This is a genomic window from Veronia nyctiphanis (assembly GCF_004116385.1).
GTDB classification, from domain to species: domain Bacteria; phylum Pseudomonadota; class Gammaproteobacteria; order Enterobacterales; family Vibrionaceae; genus Veronia; species Veronia nyctiphanis.
The window spans coordinates 17397-36410 of the sequence record NZ_PEIB01000021.1; the positions used below are offsets into that span (position 1 = coordinate 17397).

14 protein-coding genes and 4 pseudogenes are annotated in these 19014 nt (G+C 46.2%); 12 read left to right on the top strand and 6 right to left on the bottom strand.

Going from position 1 to position 19014, the window contains the following annotated elements; translation table 11 throughout:
* The first annotated feature begins 142 nt into the window (after nucleotides 1-142).
* Both CS022_RS27770 and CS022_RS15625 read left to right on the top strand, forming a co-directional pair.
* A pseudogene (locus CS022_RS27770) lies at nucleotides 143-1425 on the top strand (glycerate kinase type-2 family protein).
* Nucleotides 1426-1746: 321 nt separating this feature from the next.
* Nucleotides 1747-2358: a TetR/AcrR family transcriptional regulator gene (locus tag CS022_RS15625; RefSeq protein WP_129123078.1), complete on the top strand. Its 612-nt coding sequence runs from the start codon at nucleotides 1747-1749 to the stop codon at nucleotides 2356-2358.
* A gap of 61 nt (nucleotides 2359-2419) precedes the next feature.
* On the opposite strand, the gene CS022_RS15630 is transcribed toward CS022_RS15625, so the two are convergent.
* The gene (locus CS022_RS15630; protein WP_129123079.1) at nucleotides 2420-3745 is read right to left on the bottom strand and encodes an NCS2 family permease; all 1326 of its coding nucleotides are present in this window, start codon (nucleotides 3743-3745) and stop codon (nucleotides 2420-2422) included.
* A gap of 108 nt (nucleotides 3746-3853) precedes the next feature.
* On the bottom strand, nucleotides 3854-4207 hold the full coding sequence (uraH, locus tag CS022_RS15635) for a hydroxyisourate hydrolase (protein ID WP_129123080.1): 354 nt from the start codon (nucleotides 4205-4207) through the stop codon (nucleotides 3854-3856).
* A 385-nt stretch (nucleotides 4208-4592) separates the two neighbouring features.
* Between uraH and puuE the strand changes: the two genes are divergently transcribed.
* The 5 genes and pseudogenes from puuE (at nucleotide 4593) to CS022_RS15660 (ending at nucleotide 9095) form a co-directional block, all read left to right on the top strand.
* On the top strand, nucleotides 4593-5513 hold the full coding sequence (gene puuE, locus CS022_RS15640) for an allantoinase PuuE (protein WP_129123081.1): 921 nt from the start codon (nucleotides 4593-4595) through the stop codon (nucleotides 5511-5513).
* 7 nt (nucleotides 5514-5520) lie between these two features.
* Nucleotides 5521-6035: pseudogene (uraD, locus tag CS022_RS15645) on the top strand (2-oxo-4-hydroxy-4-carboxy-5-ureidoimidazoline decarboxylase).
* Between the two features lie 191 nt (nucleotides 6036-6226).
* The gene (alc, locus tag CS022_RS15650) at nucleotides 6227-7219 is read left to right on the top strand and encodes an allantoicase (RefSeq protein ID WP_129123082.1); all 993 of its coding nucleotides are present in this window, start codon (nucleotides 6227-6229) and stop codon (nucleotides 7217-7219) included.
* 70 nt (nucleotides 7220-7289) lie between these two features.
* Nucleotides 7290-7802, top strand: a complete 513-nt coding sequence (locus CS022_RS15655) for an ureidoglycolate lyase (protein ID WP_129123083.1) — start codon at nucleotides 7290-7292, stop codon at nucleotides 7800-7802.
* Nucleotides 7803-7874: 72 nt separating this feature from the next.
* Nucleotides 7875-9095, top strand: coding sequence for a urate hydroxylase PuuD (locus CS022_RS15660; protein ID WP_129123084.1), 1221 nt, complete (start codon nucleotides 7875-7877; stop codon nucleotides 9093-9095).
* Between the two features lie 48 nt (nucleotides 9096-9143).
* Here CS022_RS15660 and CS022_RS15665 read toward each other — a convergent pair whose 3' ends face one another.
* On the bottom strand, nucleotides 9144-9857 hold the full coding sequence (locus tag CS022_RS15665; protein WP_129123085.1) for a type 1 glutamine amidotransferase: 714 nt from the start codon (nucleotides 9855-9857) through the stop codon (nucleotides 9144-9146).
* A gap of 363 nt (nucleotides 9858-10220) precedes the next feature.
* Between CS022_RS15665 and uvrY the strand changes: the two genes are divergently transcribed.
* From uvrY to pgsA, 3 genes are read left to right on the top strand one after another with little or no spacing between them, the layout of a single operon-like run.
* Nucleotides 10221-10865 (top strand): UvrY/SirA/GacA family response regulator transcription factor, encoded by a 645-nt coding sequence (gene uvrY / locus CS022_RS15670; RefSeq protein WP_129123112.1) that lies wholly within the window; start codon nucleotides 10221-10223, stop codon nucleotides 10863-10865.
* Between the two features lie 17 nt (nucleotides 10866-10882).
* Nucleotides 10883-12706, top strand: coding sequence for an excinuclease ABC subunit UvrC (gene uvrC, locus CS022_RS15675; protein ID WP_129123113.1), 1824 nt, complete (start codon nucleotides 10883-10885; stop codon nucleotides 12704-12706).
* Between the two features lie 47 nt (nucleotides 12707-12753).
* Entirely contained in the window at nucleotides 12754-13302 is a 549-nt protein-coding gene (gene pgsA / locus CS022_RS15680) for a CDP-diacylglycerol--glycerol-3-phosphate 3-phosphatidyltransferase (RefSeq protein WP_129123086.1), read from the top strand.
* A 105-nt stretch (nucleotides 13303-13407) separates the two neighbouring features.
* On the opposite strand, the pseudogene CS022_RS28180 reads toward pgsA, so the two are convergent.
* Nucleotides 13408-15090, bottom strand: a pseudogene (locus tag CS022_RS28180) (aspartate:alanine antiporter).
* 219 nt (nucleotides 15091-15309) lie between these two features.
* Nucleotides 15310-15576 (bottom strand): GrxA family glutaredoxin, encoded by a 267-nt coding sequence (locus CS022_RS15690; protein WP_129123087.1) that lies wholly within the window; start codon nucleotides 15574-15576, stop codon nucleotides 15310-15312.
* Nucleotides 15577-15812: 236 nt separating this feature from the next.
* On the opposite strand from CS022_RS15690, the pseudogene nfsA reads away from it, so the two are divergent.
* Together nfsA and CS022_RS15700 are read left to right on the top strand one after the other, a co-directional pair.
* Nucleotides 15813-16525 (top strand): annotated as a pseudogene (nfsA, locus tag CS022_RS15695) (oxygen-insensitive NADPH nitroreductase).
* A 168-nt stretch (nucleotides 16526-16693) separates the two neighbouring features.
* Nucleotides 16694-17281: an acetate uptake transporter gene (locus CS022_RS15700; RefSeq protein WP_129123088.1), complete on the top strand. Its 588-nt coding sequence runs from the start codon at nucleotides 16694-16696 to the stop codon at nucleotides 17279-17281.
* Nucleotides 17282-17648: 367 nt separating this feature from the next.
* On the opposite strand, the gene CS022_RS15705 is transcribed toward CS022_RS15700, so the two are convergent.
* Nucleotides 17649-19010 carry an L-serine ammonia-lyase gene (locus CS022_RS15705; RefSeq protein ID WP_129123089.1) on the bottom strand — a complete coding sequence of 454 codons (1362 nt, stop codon included), beginning with the start codon at nucleotides 19008-19010 and terminating at the stop codon, nucleotides 17649-17651.
* Nucleotides 19011-19014 lie beyond the last annotated feature (4 nt).

Below are 19014 nucleotides of genomic sequence, written 5' to 3' on the forward strand. Positions count from 1 at the left end.
TATTTTGACGACTTCAGGCGTAAAGAATATAAGCTGAAAGAGTTAACATCGAATTTACAGAACACTATCATGGAGATAAACTTTGGCTGTTTCGACAAGGACATCGTTGACACCGACTCATCCTCTGACGTCGATTGAGGATATCAAAGCAGATCCAAAAGGCTTCCTTTTACACCTCTTTGATACCGCGGTGGATGCAGCCCTTCCTAAAGGAAAGCTAGACGCCTACCTGCCTGAAAATCGGAACGGTAAGTTGGTGGTTATCGGCGCAGGTAAAGCCGCCGCATCAATGGCTCTCGAGATGGAATCGTGTTGGTCGGGTGAGATTGAGGGCTTGGTTGTAACCCGTTATCAACATGGTGCCGATTGCAAACGCATTGAAGTTGTTGAAGCCTCTCATCCTGTTCCTGATGATGAAGGGGAGAAAGTCGCGCGTCGTATTCTTGCCATGGTAGAGAACCTCAGTGAAGACGATCAGGTGATATGTCTTCTTTCCGGAGGCGGGTCAGCGCTGTTGAGCCTTCCTGCTGCTGGTGTACCGTTTGATGAAAAGCGCCAAATCAACAAAGCGCTGCTTCGTTCAGGCGCAACCATCAGTGAGATGAATTGCGTTCGCAAACATTTGTCAGCGGTGAAAGGAGGGCGGTTGGCCAAAGTGGCTTATCCTGCGTCTATGCTGACATTGGCAATTTCAGATGTTCCCGGTGACGAACCTGACGTGATTGCATCTGGCCCTACAGTGGCAGACCCTACGTCGCGTCATGATGCGCTGGATATTTTGCAAAGATACAATATTTCTGTCAGCCAACAGGTTAACGACTGGTTAAATAGTGAAGCGAGTGAGACCCCGAAACCAGGTGACCCTGCGTTGTCCCGCAGCAGGCTGGAGCTCATTGCAACACCTCAGCGTTCTCTCGACGCAGCTAAAAATCTCGCCGAACAGGCGGATTACCCGCAGTGATCCTCAGTGACAGCATTGAGGGCGAAGCCCGGGATATCGGTCTCATGCACACGGCAATGGCCGTCCACTGTGTCAACACTCAACAGCCATTTTTGCCACCGATGGTGATCCTCTCTGGTGGAGAAACAACGGTGACTGTGACCAGTGACAGTGGAAAAGGTGGCCGAAACTGCGAGTTCCTGTTATCCGTTTTTGCATCTTTGCAGAATCAGCCTGCAAACACTGAGATTTACGCGTTGGCGTGCGATACCGATGGTATTGATGGGGTGGAGGACAACGCAGGTGCATGGTTAACGCCTGAGCTTTATGGGAAAGCAGAGAAGTTAAACCTTAATCCCAGACACTATCTCGACAGTAACAACAGCTACGAATTTTTTAACGCATTGGATGCGCTCATCGTAACCCAACCTACGAGAACCAATGTGAACGATTTTCGTGCCATTCTGATCTTGCCTGAACCCTAAGATTAGCTGGCGCATACAGTCCCCACTCTTCTCGCTTCAGCATCAAACGCCACACTCCCTTTCGTCGGCAGCTAAGAAGCGAGTTTTTTAGTGTCTGTCGCTCAGAATATACCTTCTGTTTTTGCTCGACTCAAAAACGACCTCTTTTGACGCTGCCAAAGTTCGCTTGCTCACTGTGCTCGTTATTGAAACCGGACATCGCGATTAGCCTGTAATATACTCTCTGACAATTCCTTTGTTTTGGCGTGCTTTGCCAGTTCTCCTTTCTTGGCGAGGGTATGCAGATAGATTTAGGTGAATGCGTCGGTACATGGAGGTTTGATGTCTCGGATAAGAAAAAAGAATCAAGACAATATTATTGCGGTTGCCAGTCGCTTATTTGCTGAGAAAGGCTATGCCGGAACCAGCACGGCTGAAATCGCACAAGAAGCTGACATCCCCAAACCTAATCTCTATTACTATTTCAATACCAAAGACAAGCTATATAGGGCGGTGCTTGAGAGTGTTACCAAGCCTTTGCTTGAGGCCAGTAACCCAATTGCGGAACTTGATGATCCACGAGAGGCACTGACTCAATACATTAAAACCAAATTAATCATTTCTCGTGATCATGCGCTGGCATCAAAAACCTTTGCAAATGAAGTAATGACAGGTGCACCACATTTACCTGAAGATATTGCTGGCGCACTTCTCGAGCAATCACGTTTTATCGTCAGTAAGTTTAAAGATTGGATAGACAAAGGCTTGATGGCGCCTGTTTCGCCGGATCATCTGATGTATATGCTTTGGGCGTCAACACAGACCTACGCTGACTTTAACTGGCAAATATGCCAAGTCGCCGGAAAAGACATGCTGGATGAGCAGGATTTTGATGAGGCGGCAGCGTTCTTGGTTAGCTTGGTATTGAAAGGCTGTGACGTTAAGCCTTTGTAGTTGAAAAGCATAGAGAAAAAAGCCCGCAGTTAACGGGCTTTTTTCTTCTTAAGGTATTGAATTACATTAACAGCAGTTTCAGTACAAACAATACCGTTAAAACGTACATAGCGACGGAAATTTGATCTTGCTTACCTGTACCTGCTTTCAGCACGGTGTAGGTAATAAAACCAAGTGCAATACCGTTTGAGATAGAAAATGTCAGCGGCATCATCAATGCGGTGACGGCAGCGGGAACTGCGCTGGTAAAGTCGTCCCAATCAACGTGACGAATACTGCCCATCATCAGGAAGGCAACATAAATCAGTGCGCCTGCCGTGGCATAACCAGGGATCATGCCTGCGAGTGGTGCGAGGAACATAGCAGCGAGGAAAAGAAGGCCAACTACCACCGCAGATAGACCAGTTCGTGCACCTGCAGAGACACCTGATGCACTTTCTACATAACTGGTGACAGGTGGGCAGCCGAAACACGCACCGACGACACTGGAGAAGCTGTCCGCTTTGAGCGCTTTCGGTAAACCTTCAATTTTCCCTGTTTCCTTATTAACGAGGTTAGCGCGTTCTGCAACGCCCATCAGGGTACCCGCGGTATCAAAGATATTCACGAACAGAAACGCAAGAATGACACTGATCATGCCGACATTCATGATCCCGCTGAAATCCATCGCAAGGAACGTGGGAGCGATGCTTGGAGGCGTTGAAACAAGACCGTTATATTGAACAAGGCCCATCACCATACCGATAGCAGTGACGCTAAATATACCGATAAGTACCGCACCAAATACCTGACGGACAGACAGTACGCAGATAATTAAAAAACACAGAGCCGCCAGATAGACCTGAGGGTTCGTAAAGTCGCCAAGGGTTACCATGGTTGCAGGGCTTGAAGTGACGATCCCGGCAGTTTTCAGGCCGATAATACCCAAAAATAAGCCAACACCCGCAGTCATACCGTAGCGGAGATCGTCAGGTATGCTGTTGAGTATCCACTCCCGGACGCTGGAAACACTCAGCCCCACAAAAATAACACCGGAGATGAAGACTGCCGCAAGTGCGACTTGCCAGCTATAGCCCATTTCACCGACGACCGTAAAGGCGAAAAAGGCGTTTAAACCCATCCCCGGGGCAAGTGCAACAGGCCAGTTTGCAAACAGGCCCATCATCAATGTACCGATTGCTGCGCCGATACAGGTAGCCACGAAAAGCGCCCCTGCATCCATTCCTGTTGATGACATAATATTGGGGTTTACAAAAATAATGTATGCCATCGTTGCGAAGGTGGTTATGCCCCCAATCACCTCTTTCTTTATGCTGGTTCCGTGCTCAGCAATTTTAAAGAAATGTTCAAGTGCACTCTTATTTTGAAGTTTTGAAGAGTCTTCCATGTGTCAATTTTCCTGTTTTGTTTTAACACAAATAAGCACCTGCAGCTTTTGTAGCTGATTGATGCTTACCCTATTGCGTCAAAAGCTTAGTAAACGCAACTGTTTGTTTTAGCTACCTCTGTACGTAGAGAAGCTGTATGGAGAGACCAAAAGGGGAACATGGTAATGCTGTTCGGTGTTATTGAGACCGAATCTGATTACAACATCGTCAAGGAAAGGAATCTCATCAACCTCTACGCCAATGGCTCTGAAGTACTGCGCTGTCTCAAACACCAGTTCGTACTTACCCGCAGTAAGCGACTGACCTTCAAGAAGAGGTTCATCTGTCCTTCCGTCATGATTTGTGGTCGTTGACTTTATCAGGGTACTGCCAGAATCCGTCCGCTGGTACAAACTGATGATGATATTTGTACCCGGTTTCCCATTTGCTGTATCCAAAACATGCGTCGTCAACTTACCCATAATTCCCTCTGAGACTGTGATTAATTTATTGTGTAACCCGATTGAACATCATCGGACTTTAACCGGAATTTCCACATTCAGTCTGGTTAGGTTGCATACAAATTTCAAGTTTGCATTCACGGTTTAGTGTATTCAAATTGAGAACATAAGGGTAAAAGCTGAACTATCGGTCAGCTTTTTGAGCGCTTTAGGCCTAATATTTTAATTGTTGATAAAACAGAAGCTATTTTAATTAATGGTTTAATCATCTGAAATTATTAAAGTTTAAAAAATAAAATTAGAATATTTAAAAACTGTTCATGATTTTATTGATTATTGTATACAATTTGCAATAATAAAGTTATTAAAACTGATTTCATTCGCTGTTCGTTTGAAGGAGATAAAGATGACAGATAGCTATCCAAGGGATTTGATAGGATATGCTGACCGCCCACCACACCCTCAATGGCCGGGTGACGCAAAAATTGCTGTTTCGTTTGTTTTGAATTACGAAGAGGGCGGTGAAAGATGTATTTTGCATGGTGACAAAGAATCTGAAGCCTTCCTTTCTGAACTGCCCGGTGCACAGCCACTTCCTGGCAAAAGACATATTTCAATGGAATCGGTCTATGAATACGGCTCCCGCGCTGGTGTGTGGCGCATCCTAAATCTGTTCAAAAAACATGACATTCCGCTGACTATTTTCGCTGTGGGCATGGCTGCTGAGCGCCATCCGGCAGTGATCAAAACGATGTTTGAACAGGGCCATGAGATCTGTAGCCACGGCTATCGTTGGATTGATTATCAGGACGTTAGCATTGAAGCTGAGAAAGAAGACATGCAGAAAGCCATCGCAGCTATAGAAGAAATTACTGGCGAAAGACCATTGGGTTGGTATACGGGAAGAACAAGCCCCAATACACGACGATTGGTCGCTGAAGAAGGCGGTTTCCTTTACGATTCAGATGCATATGATGACGACCTCCCATACTGGCACACCGAAACTGGTGAACCGCAATTGGTTATACCGTACACACTCGATTCAAACGACATGCGCTTTTCGACAGTGCAAGGCTTCAATAGCGGCGAACAATTTTTTCAATATTTGAAAGATGCGTTCGACTGTTTATATGAAGAAGGTGCTGAGGCGCCAAAAATGTTGTCTATCGGCCTGCATTGCCGATTGATCGGTAGACCAGGTCGCTTGGGCGCACTCAAGCGTTTCATCGAGTATGTTCAAAGCCATAACAGCGTGTGGTGCGCAAGAAGAATTGATATCGCTAAGCATTGGCATGCTAAGCATCCCTATACAAAGACACAAGGCTGAGAATCTGATGACGAGCTTTCAAACCAAGACGCCATCGGAAATGGCTCATAACGATTTCATCGCGACTTTTGGCGGTATATACGAACACAGTGAATGGATTGCCTCGAGAGTTTGGGAGTCGGGCATTACCGCCGCCGACAATGAGGTAGCCAATCTACAGTCACGCATGAAAGAGACGTTTATGTCAGCGTCTGATGAAGAGAAGTTGGGCGTTATTCTCGCTCACCCGGATCTGCTGGCAGAGCAGCAATACGTGGTGAACTCACTGAGTCGTCGACGTCGGAGCAGGCGGGTGCGGGTATTGATAAGTGTACACTAGAGGAATTTAGAACGTTCGCGCGCTTTAATGATAGTTACAAAACAAAATTTGGCTTTCCATTCATCATGGCTGTGAAAGGTGCAGATAGACACCTGATTCTCGCAGCGTTTGAAAGAAGGCTGAAAAACAGCAGAGAAGATGAGTTGGAAACGGCACTAGAAGAAATCAACAAAATTGCCGCATTCCGGCTTGCTGAGCTGTAAGCGTTATTACCGTTTATAAAAAGACATAACAAAGACGTCGCACCATTAAAAATGAATAACTTACATGAAAGTAAGTGTTAAAAAAATGCAAAGAGAAACACGTTCTGCAAATTGAAGCTTATCGACACTGTGCTTAGTCGTGTGAAAGGGTAAAGGACGTATCATTTAACCAATAAGAGGATGCAGTGAACATGAGCAAAGAGGCTGATTTTTGTACCGCAGTCAATTTAGCCAGTGCCCGACTGGGTGCCGAAGTCATTTACGCAACGGATGACTTCTTTGCCGACAAAAGCCGGTTAATTAAAGATGAACCCGCGGAGTGGAAAGAAGACGTATATGACGATAATGGTAAATGGATGGACGGTTGGGAATCGAGGAGAAAACGCGGTGAAGGTTATGATTACTGCGTTATTCGCCTCGGCCTACGAGGATACGTTCATGGTGTCGATATAGATACAACGCACTTTACTGGTAATTTCCCTCCTTCCGCGTCGATAGACGGCTGCTATTGCCCCGACGGAGACCCCGATGAGTCATCAGAGTGGAAAACGATTCTCCATTCCGTGACGTTAGAGGGCAATAGTCATCATTTCCATGCGATTGATTGCAAGGAGTATGACTTCACCCATATTCGCTTCAACATCTACCCTGATGGTGGCGTTGCCAGACTACGTGTCTACGGTCAGCCACATATCGACTGGAGCACCGTTTCCACTGAGCAAGAACTTGATTTACTTGCGGTCGAAAACGGCGGTAAAGCAGTGTTGTGTAATGACCAACATTTCGGCCACATGTACAACCTCAATATGCCTGGCCGAGGCGTAAACATGGGTGATGGTTGGGAAACTGCGAGGCGCCGAGAACCCGGAAACGACTGGGTTGTCATGCAGCTGGGGCACATTGGTTATGTTAATCGCATTGTCATTGATACAGCACACTTTAAAGGTAACTTCCCCGATAAGTGCTCAATCCAAGGTGCTTTTGTAAAAGGTGGTACCACCGAGCAGATGGCAACCCAAAGTCTGTACTGGCAAGAGCTATTACCTCCACAAAAAATGTCGGCCGACGCCATTCATGAATTTACCGAAGAAGTTGCGAACTTAGGCCCGATTAATACCGTTCGTGTCAATATCTTTCCTGATGGCGGCTTAAGTCGTGTAAGGCTGTTTGGCAACAGAAAGTAAAGGAAGACTGGCGGAGGCCTGTTTGTCGCTATGACTGACGAGGCTAAATAATGTTGTTGAGGAATATCAAATGTCTGAACAGAAGCATGCCTTAAACATTCAGCCGTTAACAAAAGAAGCGTTCGCGCCCTTTGGTGACGTGATTGAAATAGAAGGCAGGGACTACTTTGAGATTAACTCCGGTTTTGCACGTAGATACCATAAATTGGCAACCACAGATGTCGACGAAAAAGGTGAAGTAATCATTAGCATCTTTACAGCGAACCCTTACGACTACCCTCTGGAAGTCCAGTTGATGGAACGTCATCCAAAAGGCTCGCAGGCATTTATGCCACTTCAGAAAACGCCGTTTTTGGTTGTGGTGGCGCCGGCAGGAGAGGAACCAAGTATTTCCAATATCTGCGCGTTCAGAACGAACGGAAAGCAGGGCATAAACTATCGTCAGGGAGTGTGGCATCACCCGGCGTTAGTGCTCAACGATAATGAACAGTTTCTCGTTGTTGACCGCTCCGGAGAGGGTGAGAACTGTGACGAATTTGAATTCCAAAACAAAGAACCGATGATTCTTTCACCACAGTTTTAATATAAGAATCATAGAATTAGATTCCCGATGAGTGCAGAACGTTTTCGGGGATCATTCAAGAGGACAATTGCTATGGAAGCAGTATTTTTTGAATGGTTAAATTTGGCCATTCGTTGGGTACACATGATAACGGGTATCGCATGGATCGGTGCGTCGTTCTATTTTGTTTGGCTTGAAAATAATCTAAATCGTGCCAACCCAAGAGACGGCCTTTCGGGCGATCTCTGGGCGATACATGGCGGCGGTATTTATCACCTTGAAAAGTACAAACTGGCACCTCCTAAAATGCCCGACAACCTCCACTGGTTTAAGTGGGAAGCGTACTTCACCTGGATAACAGGTATGGGGTTGTTGTTTGTCATTTTTTACCTAAACGCTGATTTGTACCTCGTCAAACCGGGTGGAGATATAACGCCTTCCGCGGGTGTTGGAATTGGTATTGCGTCGTTGATCGCTGGCTGGTTTATTTATCACTTTGCCTGCGATTCAGCGCTGGGCAAACAACCTGCGCTTTTAGGCGTATTGTTGTTCGCAGGGTTGGTATTTGCAGCATGGGCACTCAGCTTGGTATTCAGTGGCCGTGGCGCGTACATTCACGTAGGCGCAATCATTGGTACCATCATGGTCGGAAACGTATTCTTCGTGATCATGCCGGGTCAACGTTCGCTGGTGAAAGCCATCGAGAACAACACTGAGCCAGACCCACATCTTCCCGCGAAGGCGCTCTTACGTTCTCGTCACAACAACTACCTGACACTGCCTGTACTGTTCATCATGATTAGTAACCACTTTCCGAGCACTTACGGTTCGGAATATAACTGGCTTATCTTAGCTGTCCTAGCGGCGCTAAGTGTGTTGGTAAGGCATTATTTCAATACGCGTCATGGTAGCCAAAAGTATGCGTGGACGTTACCGACAGCGGCGCTGGGTATTATGTGTCTGGCTTATGTGTCAGCACCGAAAACAGGGGCACCTGTTCCGGTAGCGCATGATCACAGTCATGGCGTGAATGTTGTGGCCGCTGCGCCAAAAGTGTCTTTTGAACAGGTTCAGTCGATCATTTTGGAGCGTTGTACGGTCTGTCATGCAGCAGCACCGACACATCCATCTTTTGCATCGGCACCGGGCGGTGTGATGTTAGATACGCCTGAACAAATGAAAAATGACGTGGCGAGAATTGTGGCACAATCTGTGACCTCCAAAATCATGCCTCTCGGTAATCTGACGCAAATGACAGATGAGGAGCGGGGCATTATTGGCGATTGGGCAGCTGCTGGCGCACCTATTAATTAAAGTGAAATAGTTAAAAAGCCCGCTTGTGCGGGCTTTTTTATTTTTGCTTCAAGAAATTTTATGCCTCAAGAAAAAATCTTGAATCATTGAGATTGCTAGCGGTCTATCTCCCTCACCACACTTATCTAGAGAAGCAAGAGCAAGATCTACCAGTGTACTATCAGCTTTCTGCCGAAGTCTTTCAGCCAGTTGCCGGAAGAAGGGTGAGGTGAACTCGGGATGAGGCTGAAATGTGAGGATATGGTCACCCTTTGCAGTAATCGCATTGGGACAAAAGCCTGACCCTGCGATGAGTTTGAATCCGTTGGCTTTTCGCAGAACCTGATCCTGATGAACAACGATTAATGAGATGTGCTGGTCTTTTCGAAGTGGTGGATATTCTTCGAGCACAGAAAACAGCTTTACACCCACACCCCAGCCTTTGTCAGATTTTTTCACATCGCCGCCCAACGCCATATGAATAATTTGATGGCCAAAACAAATGCCCAGCATAGAACGTTTTTGCCTATCGGCTTCTACAATGAAGTCGCACGTATCATCGATCCAGCTTTCGAGTTCATAAACACTGGTTTTGCTGCCGCTGAATACCCAACCATCGCAATCAAAAACCGATGAAGGGAATTCCCCCAAGTAACAACGCCACACTTTGAATTCTGAAAAGTGATCCTCGCCGAGCATAGCAATAAAATCGTTGTCGTAGGTTCCGAATTCATCGAGTGAATCTGGATGATGCTCATCGCAAAGCAGAATTCCTATCTTCATATTTCGACATCCTGAGGGCGGGTTAATAACTTTTATTTAACGGACAATTTAGCGTGTTATCGATTATTTTTTCGTTTGTGAGCAAATAGTATATCTTTCTCAGAGTTGAACTATCTCTTCATTGAGCACTGTGACATAAAATTATATATGGCAATAGCGCATTGATTATAAATTCATCTTCATAATGAAGAAAATATCATTAAGGTTGAACTAATTGCGTTCAGCAACGACTAAAAGTTGCAGTTGACCACACAATGCTGCTGTCCGGCCTTTTATTGTTGAGTTAAACTCAAGTAAGATGCTGGAGTGAATCTGGCCATCAATAGTGATGTGCTGAGCCATTATCATAGTGGAGAAACAAGCTTGATTAGTGTTTTCCTTGTAGATGATCACGAGCTGGTTCGCACAGGGATACGGCGCCTTCTCGAAGACGCCCGTGGAATAAAAGTGGTAGGGGAAGCCGAAAGCGGTGAAGAAGCAGTTAAGTGGTGTCGGAGTTCAAATGCTGACATTATCTTAATGGATATGAATATGCCCGGTATTGGTGGCTTGGAAGCGACCAAAAAGATGCTGCGGTATAACCCGGATGTAAAAATTATTGTCTTAACAATACACACAGAGAATCCGTTTCCGACCAAAGTCATGCAAGCAGGAGCTGCGGGCTACTTAACGAAAGGAGCGGGTGCTGATGAAATGGTTCAGGCAATTCGTGCTGTTAATAGTGGGCAAAGATATATATCACCGGAAATAGCACAACAAATGGCACTTAGTCAGTTTTCATCCGCCTCAGAGAATCCGTTTAAGGAGTTGTCTGAGCGAGAATTGCAGATCATGATGATGATTACTAAAGGTCAAAAAGTGACTGATATATCGGAGCAGCTCAATTTAAGCCCGAAAACAGTCAACAGCTACCGTTATCGCCTGTTTAATAAACTAGGCATCAGCGGAGATGTTGAATTGACTCACCTTGCAATAAGGCATGGAATTCTGGATACAGAAACTCTGTGACAACAGCCAGAAAGCACGTGTTTGACGCTAAAAGTTTTTTAAAGACAGTCCCAGAAAGCCCCGGTGTCTACCGTATGATGGATGCCGATGGCGAGATAATTTATGTCGGTAAGGCTAAGGCGCTGAAAAAGCGCCTTTCTAGCTACTTCAGAAAAAATGTATCGGGAGAAAAAACCAAAGCTTTGGTGAAAGCCATCGCCAATGTTGAGTTCACTGTGACGCATAGCGAAACAGAAGCACTCATTCTTGAACACAATCTCATTAAGAAACATCTTCCCCGATATAACGTTTTGTTGCGAGACGACAAATCGTATCCCTATATTTTTCTCAGCGCTCATCAGCATCCCAGACTGTCAACGCACCGCGGCGCAAAAAGACGAAAGGGTGAGTATTTCGGCCCTTTTCCTGATGCAGGGTCTGTGCGTCAAAGCCTCTACTTGCTTCAGAAAATTTTCCCTGTTCGTCAGTGCGAAGATTCGGTATATGCAAACCGCACACGCCCATGCTTGATGTACCAAATCGGGCGTTGCTCCGGGCCTTGTGTTGAGGGAATTATATCTGAAGAGGATTATAAGGAGCTGGTGGACTTCACCCGTCTGTTTTTGCAAGGTAAAGACAGACAGGTTATTTCTTCACTGGTTGAAAAAATGGAAGTTGCCAGTAACAACCTAGAATTTGAGAAAGCGGCAGAACATCGAGACCAAATTCAGGCGCTTCGACGTGTTCAGGAACAACAATTCGTCTCACAAGACAGTGAGGACGACCTCGATGCCATTGGTGTCTCGATTGAAAATGGCGTTGCTTGTATCCACGTACTCTTTTTGCGTCAGGGTAAAATTCTTGGCAGCCGAAGTTACTTCCCCAAAATGCCAGCCAATACAGAAGCTGAGGAAGTTGTTGCGAGTTTCCTTGGTCAGTTTTATCTCAAACAGGCCGAAGGGCGAACAATTCCAGCAAGTATTCTCGTTGGTCTCGATCTCGGCGAAGAGTTACAGGTTCTCACTCAAGCACTCACTGAAATTGCCGGGCGCAAGGTTACACTACAAAGCAAGCCCAGAGGGGCGCGAGCCAGATTCCTTAAGCTGGCACAAACTAATGCAGCTACCGCATTAACCAGCAAAATTAACCACAAAATGACCATCCATAACCGCTTTCAGGCACTGTCAGAAACCTTGTCTTTGGAGCCGATTAAGCGGATGGAATGCTTTGACATTAGCCATACAATGGGTGAGCAAACGGTCGCATCATGCGTGGTCTTTGGCCAAGATGGACCGATGAAGCAAGAGTATCGACGTTACAATATTACTGGCATTACAGGTGGCGATGATTATGCGGCCATGGCACAGGTGTTGGAACGGCGATACAGCAAACAAATGGATCCTGAGAAAATCCCTGACATTATTTTGATAGATGGCGGTAAAGGGCAGTTAAACCGAGCATGGCAGGTTGTAAAGCCTTTCATGGATTCATGGCCTAAACACCCTCTAATGCTGGGTGTCGCGAAAGGGGTCACACGTAAACCCGGGCTGGAAACACTCATTAAAGTAAGCGGTGAAGAGTTCTCTTTACCTTCTGACGCACCAGCACTACATCTCATCCAGCATATTCGCGATGAGAGTCACAATCATGCGATTGCTGGCCACAGGGCGCAGCGTGCAAAAGTGCGCAAATCGAGTGTTTTGCAAGAAATCGAAGGCGTTGGTCCTAAAAGAAGACAAGCTCTGCTCAAATATATGGGCGGAATACAGGAATTAAAACGAGCAAGTGTTGAAGAAATCGCCAAAGTGCCGGGAATTAGCCGGGTTTTGGCGGAGAAAATTCATTCTTCATTGCAACAATAGTGTCGTTGCGGCACCATAGCCCAGTAGCCCATAAAATATAAAGAAATATGCGACTTAACATACCAACGATTTTAACCCTGATACGCATTGCATTAATCCCGGTTTTTGTTGTCGCGTTTTACCTCCCATTTTCCTGGTCAGCCTTCTTTGCCGCGCTCGTTTTCGTCATTGCTGGCTTCACTGACTGGCTTGACGGTTACCTTGCAAGAACACTCAACCAGACGACACGCTTCGGAGCATTTCTTGATCCTGTTGCTGATAAGGTGATGGTAGCTATTGCGCTGGTGTTGATTGCTGAGCACTACAACAGTGTATGGATAACGATTCCTGCGGCGACGATGATCGCACGGGAAGTCATTATCTCGGCCCTCAGGGAATGGATGGCAGAGCTTGGCAAGCGGGCGAGTGTTGCCGTTTCGTGGGTGGGAAAATTCAAAACGGCGGCGCAAATGTTTGCGTTGACCATGCTGCTATGGCGCCCTCACTCATACATTATTGCGATTGGGTATTTCGCACTTTATATCGCCACTGCATTAACCTACTGGTCCATGTATCAATATCTGTTGGCCGCAAAAGATGATTTGCTTGCTGACTGATCTTACTCGTTGAAGAAAAAAAGCCGGGCATGCCCGGCTTTTTATTGTCTCGTTTTAATGGATTCACAAGATGACGATGCCGAGAGAGGCAGCCGTCAATCTTCTTCATGTTAAAATAACCATCAATGTACCTGCCAATGTCAATAGTACATTGGCGATGGCGTAGGTGCCTGCGTAGCCGAGTGCAGGAATGGTGCTTCTGGCGTGCTCGTTAATCATATCCATTGCCGGGGCACAGGTTCGGGCACCAATAATGGCACCGAATAGAAGGGCTCGGTTCATTTTAAGCAGGTAAGCCCCGACCAAGTAAGCCAGAATGACTGGCAACAGGCTCACAACCGTCGCGCAGAACATGATTTCTAGACCCATCTCTTGGAGTGATTCAAGCATATTGCCGCCAGCACTTAGGCCAATACCGACCATAAATGTCATCAGCCCAATTCCTTCGCCATGTTTATCGCGCCTTGCGGCACATAGCCAAAGGTAGGGTGGTTTGCCCGCAAAAAGCCCAACATGATACCCGCCAACAATAACCCTGAGGCACTGCCAAGTCCAAAGGTCACGTGACCAAATGACATGGTAATCAAACCGAAAATCAGACCAAGAATGAAGAAGGAACAGAACGCGAGTAAGTCTGACATCTGGCTGTGTACCGATATAAAGCCGATACGCTCTGACAGCCCCATTACCCGACTTTTCTCGCCACTTACCTGCAATACATCGCCTTTGGCCAGCATAATGTTGTGGTCCATCGGCATTTCGATTTGGGCGCGGACTACACGGTTAAGAAAACAGCCATATTCAGATAAGTTAAGATCTGAAAGACGTTTGCCTATGATGCTGTCGTTTTTGACTACGATTTCTTCTTCGGTGATCCGCAAGTCGAGTAAATCCCGATCAAACACCTCTTTGCCGTTCCTGAAACTCGGGTCGAGACGAGCGTGGCTGTCGGGGTACCCCAAAAGCGCTATCTCATCACCTTCCTGCAAAATGGCATCGCATCTGGGTTCGCAAGAATACCGTTACGGCGCACTCTTTCGATATAGCAACCTGTTTGGCGATAAATACCCAGCTCTCTCAGATTTCGGCCATCGATCCAGTTGATGAGTTCTGGCCCGACTCTGTAAGCCCGGATGATGGGGAGATACACTTTTCTTTGGCTGCTCGAGCCTAGGCCGCGCTCTTTCGCTATTTGCTGCGCCGAATCCTCGAGGTTTTCTTTTTGTAATCTCGGCATTAACTTGGCAAGCAAAATCAAACTCACAAGCCCGACCAAATAAGCCATTGCGTAGCCGACGCTTAGATTATCTATCATGCTGGCGATTGCATCCGCTGATAGGTCATTGCCTGAAAGGCCAGACTTCAGAGCATCTTTTGCACCAACAAGAACAGGCGTTGCGGTCATTGACCCAGCATCATGCCAGTCGCGATGCTGTTGCTGAAACCAAAGAGGTATTGAAGGCTGAGGGTTAATGTGATCGACGAAATTAAGACAGTCATTGCCAATATCAGATACGACTTGCCATCCCGAAAAAAGATGCCGAAGAAGTTCGGTCCTGCCTCTATACCAACGCAAAATATAAACAGCATGAATCCGATATTAAGCGCTTCCGGTCCGAAGGTGTAACCCGCATGACCGAATGCCAACGCTGTCAGCAAAACGCCAATTGCGTTACCAAACTGAAAGGTGCCGAGACGAATTTTACCGAGAGTAAGCCCAATGGCGAGGACGACAAAAAGAAGGAGAATATCTTGTTGGTGGAGAAGTGATGCAACATCTATGTTCACAGCAAGCGGGTCCGGTTCGAGCTGAGGAGGAAATGGCCGTCAATTATACTGTTTTCCCGCGATATGTAATGTAAAAATGCGACTCACATATAACTTTTTATGTTGGTCAAGCTTTCTTGTGTTTCAGGCGGCTTGAAGCGGACTGAAGAAAGGTGAATGTCAGATATAAAAAAGCCAGCTTGGTAGCTGGCTTTGGCGAATAGTAGGAAAGCCTGAGACTTATTCTTGATATAAACCAAGGTTTTCTTTCGCATACGCTTCGAAATCGGTAAATCCACCGACGTGGTCTTGATCAACGAAAATCTGAGGTACGGTTTCTACAGGTTTGCCGACGGTTTTCTCAAGGTCAGCTTTTGAAATGCCTTCCGCGTGGATATCCACATAACGGAAGTTGAAACCTTCACGACTTTCTTTCAGTGACTCTGCCAAATCCTTAGCACGGACACAGAAAGGACAACCTGGACGACCAAAAATAACTACAAACATCATTTGCTCCTTAGAAGTTTTCCCAACTATGCATGAAAAGCTGTGCTGCGGTAAAGTTGATTATACAGATTGAATTAATCGGAAAAACCTATTGGATACTCATTGAGCATTATGTCTTTTATTTATCGGGTTTGGATTTATCACACTGTACATTTGTATTAGCATGAATCTCATAGGTCTTTTGGTCATGAGTCTGTGCAAAGTAGAGTCATACCACTTTTAGTAAAAGGATATTTATGAATCAGACCATTGATACCATTCTATCGCATCGCTCAATCCGCAAATTCACTGATCAATCAATAAGCCAAGAACAACTCAATGCAATCTTGCATGCGGCTCGTGCTGCTTCAAGTTCAAGCTTTATACAATGCGTGAGTGTCATTAGGATCAGTGATCCTGAAAAGAGAAAGCTCTTAGCGGAATATGCGGGTAACCAGGCCTATGTTGAGAGCTGTGCGGAGTTTTTAGTATGGTGCTCTGATTTTAATCGCCACACACAGATTAAACCGGATGCCAAAGTAGCTTTGCCGAACAAACACTCATTGGGGCAGTCGATACTGCCATTATGGCGCAAAATGCTTTGCTGGCTGCTGAGTCTATGGGGCTGGGTGGAGTGTATATTGGCGGGCTCAGAAATAATCCTGACAAGGTATGTAAATTACTCAATCTGCCGCAACAGGTATATGCGGTGTTCGGTATGTGTCTTGGTCATCCGGATCAGGACCCGGAAATCAAGCCGCGATTGCCAGCGTCACTGGTTGTCCATCAGGATGAATACCAAAATATCGACCAAGAAGCTCTTGCGGCTTATGACAGTCATGTACGCGAATATTATGAGACCCGTACTGGCGGTAACAAGTCGATGAGTTGGACAGAGCAAATCACGGCAACATTGGATAAAGAAGCGCGCCCTTTCATGAGAGATTTCCTGCAAAGTAAAGGTATATGAAACGCTGAGGTATGTTATCGGTGTTTTTATTTGGCAGTAGAGTGGAAAAACACCGATTTAATCAATTTTGTCGTTGATAGAGTAAAAAAGTGTTTAATGAATCACATTTTTGAGCAATAATTCGCGCCCTAAAATTTCTATTCTCAATTTTTGTGGTGAGTTACATCTATGTCAACCAAACTGGCAAACCCTGCACCTTTGGGCCTTATGGGCTTCGGTATGACGACCGTTCTACTGAACATACACAACGCTGGCTTCTTTCCTATTGATTCAATGATCCTTGCGATGGGTATCTTCTATGGTGGTCTGGCCCAGATTATCGTCGGTATCATGGAGTTCAAAAAGGGAAATACCTTCGGTACTACTGCATTTACGTCATACGGTCTGTTTTGGCTGACGCTGGTTGGTTTGATTGTGATGCCGAAAATGGGTCTGGCTGCTGCCAGCCCGGCAGGCTTTATGGGTTGGTATCTGACTATGTGGGGTATCTTCACTGCATTCATGTTTGTTGGCTCACTGCGCTACTGTTTTGCGAAGCAGTTTGTTTTCGGCAGCCTGACTGTGCTGTTCTTCCTGCTTGCTGCACGTGACTTTACTGGCAGTGCTTTCATTGGCACAATTGCAGGCCTTGAAGGCATTATCTGTGGTGCCAGTGCTATCTATTTTGCAATGGCTCAAGTGCTTAATGAAGAATATGGCCGTACGATTTTACCGGTCGGTGAAAAGCAACAAACCTTGCAAGCACAAACGGCCTAATTACCTCGAAAATAGCCGCGAAAAGCCAGCCATCGCGCTGGCTTTTTTGTATCTAAATTATTACTCGAATATTGTCCAATATATCCTGCTATTTATCTTACCAATCTGCATAGCTGCCTCCGTTTGTCTCGAGTATTTTTAAATATTAATAAGTTGAAGGTATCACTTTGCTACTTAATGAATCAGGTTTTGATGATGAGGTCTGTTCTAACAGCTGGGATGCCAAGCCTCTCAAACTAGATGTCTATTACACGCAAACGTTGGGTATCTTGCTAATTAGCTGATGCATTTAAGTATCTGCGATACGTAAGACGAGAGAACAATAAAAAAAAGCCGCATAGAGCGGCTTTTTTATGCGAGGTAGTATTCAGCAAAGCACTTTGATTGCCAGTCCACCTTGTGAGGTTTCACGGTATTTTGCGTTCATGTCTTTGCCTGTTTCCAGCATGGTCTCGATAACTTTATCGAGAGACACGCGTGGGTCAGAGGAACGGCGCAGGGCCATTCGGGATGAGTTAATGGCTTTCACGGCGGCAATACCATTTCGTTCGATACAAGGCACCTGTACTTGGCCGGCAACTGGGTCACATGTCAAACCAAGATTGTGTTCCATACCAATTTCCGCGGCCATACACACCTGTTGTGGGCTGCCACCCATAAGCTCTGCAAGTCCCGCCGCTGCCATAGAACACGCTACGCCAACTTCACCCTGACAACCTACCTCTGCGCCTGAGATTGATGCGTTGCGCTTGTAGAGACCACCGATGGCACCAGAGGCAGCAAAATATCGAGTGTAGTCTTGAGGGCTCACTGGCTGAATAAACTTGTCGTAATAGGCCAGAACAGCAGGAATAATTCCACAGGCACCGTTTGTTGGAGCTGTCACGACACGGCCACCCGCCGCGTTTTCTTCGTTCACGGCAAAAGCAAACATGTTTACCCAATCAACAACTGCCATTGGGTCAGCATCGTTTTTCTCAGTGGTGGCTAATTGCTGCTTAAGCACGGCAGCGCGTCGCGGAACACGAAGCGGGCCTGGAAGCACACCTTCTTTGCTCATGCCGCGCTCGAGGCACTCACGCATGGTTTTCCAAATACTGGCAAAATACGATTGAATCTCGTCTTCAGAGTGCATTGCTCGCATGTTTTCCATCACCAGCGCACTGATAGACAGACCTGTGTCTTTGCACTGTGCAAGCAATGTTTCAGCATTAGTAAAGGCGTAAGGTACGTCAACGTTGCCTTGATCGTCTTTACCGAAGTTCTCCTCGTCGACAATAAAACCGCCGCCGATGGAATAATATGTCTTGCTATAAGCAATATCTGCGTTGTTCCATGCATGAATCTGCATTCCGTTTTCGTGCAAAGACAGATTGGTTTTGTGGAAATTCATTCCACCTTCACGCGGGAAATCAACGATATGACCGTCGATACCAACGGGCAAACGTTCGGTTTCTTCGACGCGTTTGATAAAACCCGGAATGCTGTCGATATCCACGTGCTCCGGGCTGTTACCCGCCAAGCCCATAATGATAGCGATATCTGTGTGGTGCCCTTTACCTGTGAGAGACAATGAGCCGTAAACGTCAACGGTGATTCTCGTGATGTCTTCAAGCTTGCCCATATCACGCAGGTCATCGATAAATGACTTACCGGCTTTCATTGGGCCTACGGTGTGAGAGCTTGATGGGCCGACACCAATTTTGTAGATATCAAATACACTGATCATTTTT

Bases quoted from the DNA above. Each gene is read 5' to 3' on its own strand.
- CS022_RS15625 (WP_129123078.1), top strand. From the start codon at position 1,747: ATGTCTCGGATAAGAAAAAAGAATCAAGACAATATTATTGCGGTTGCC.
- CS022_RS15630 (WP_129123079.1), bottom strand. From the start codon at position 3,745: ATGGAAGACTCTTCAAAACTTCAAAATAAGAGTGCACTTGAACATTTC.
- uraH (WP_129123080.1), bottom strand. From the start codon at position 4,207: ATGGGTAAGTTGACGACGCATGTTTTGGATACAGCAAATGGGAAACCG.
- puuE (WP_129123081.1), top strand. From the start codon at position 4,593: ATGACAGATAGCTATCCAAGGGATTTGATAGGATATGCTGACCGCCCA.
- alc (WP_129123082.1), top strand. From the start codon at position 6,227: ATGAGCAAAGAGGCTGATTTTTGTACCGCAGTCAATTTAGCCAGTGCC.
- CS022_RS15655 (WP_129123083.1), top strand. From the start codon at position 7,290: ATGTCTGAACAGAAGCATGCCTTAAACATTCAGCCGTTAACAAAAGAA.
- CS022_RS15660 (WP_129123084.1), top strand. From the start codon at position 7,875: ATGGAAGCAGTATTTTTTGAATGGTTAAATTTGGCCATTCGTTGGGTA.
- CS022_RS15665 (WP_129123085.1), bottom strand. From the start codon at position 9,857: ATGAAGATAGGAATTCTGCTTTGCGATGAGCATCATCCAGATTCACTC.
- pgsA (WP_129123086.1), top strand. From the start codon at position 12,754: ATGCGACTTAACATACCAACGATTTTAACCCTGATACGCATTGCATTA.
- CS022_RS15690 (WP_129123087.1), bottom strand. From the start codon at position 15,576: ATGTTTGTAGTTATTTTTGGTCGTCCAGGTTGTCCTTTCTGTGTCCGT.
- CS022_RS15700 (WP_129123088.1), top strand. From the start codon at position 16,694: ATGTCAACCAAACTGGCAAACCCTGCACCTTTGGGCCTTATGGGCTTC.
- CS022_RS15705 (WP_129123089.1), bottom strand. From the start codon at position 19,010: ATGATCAGTGTATTTGATATCTACAAAATTGGTGTCGGCCCATCAAGC.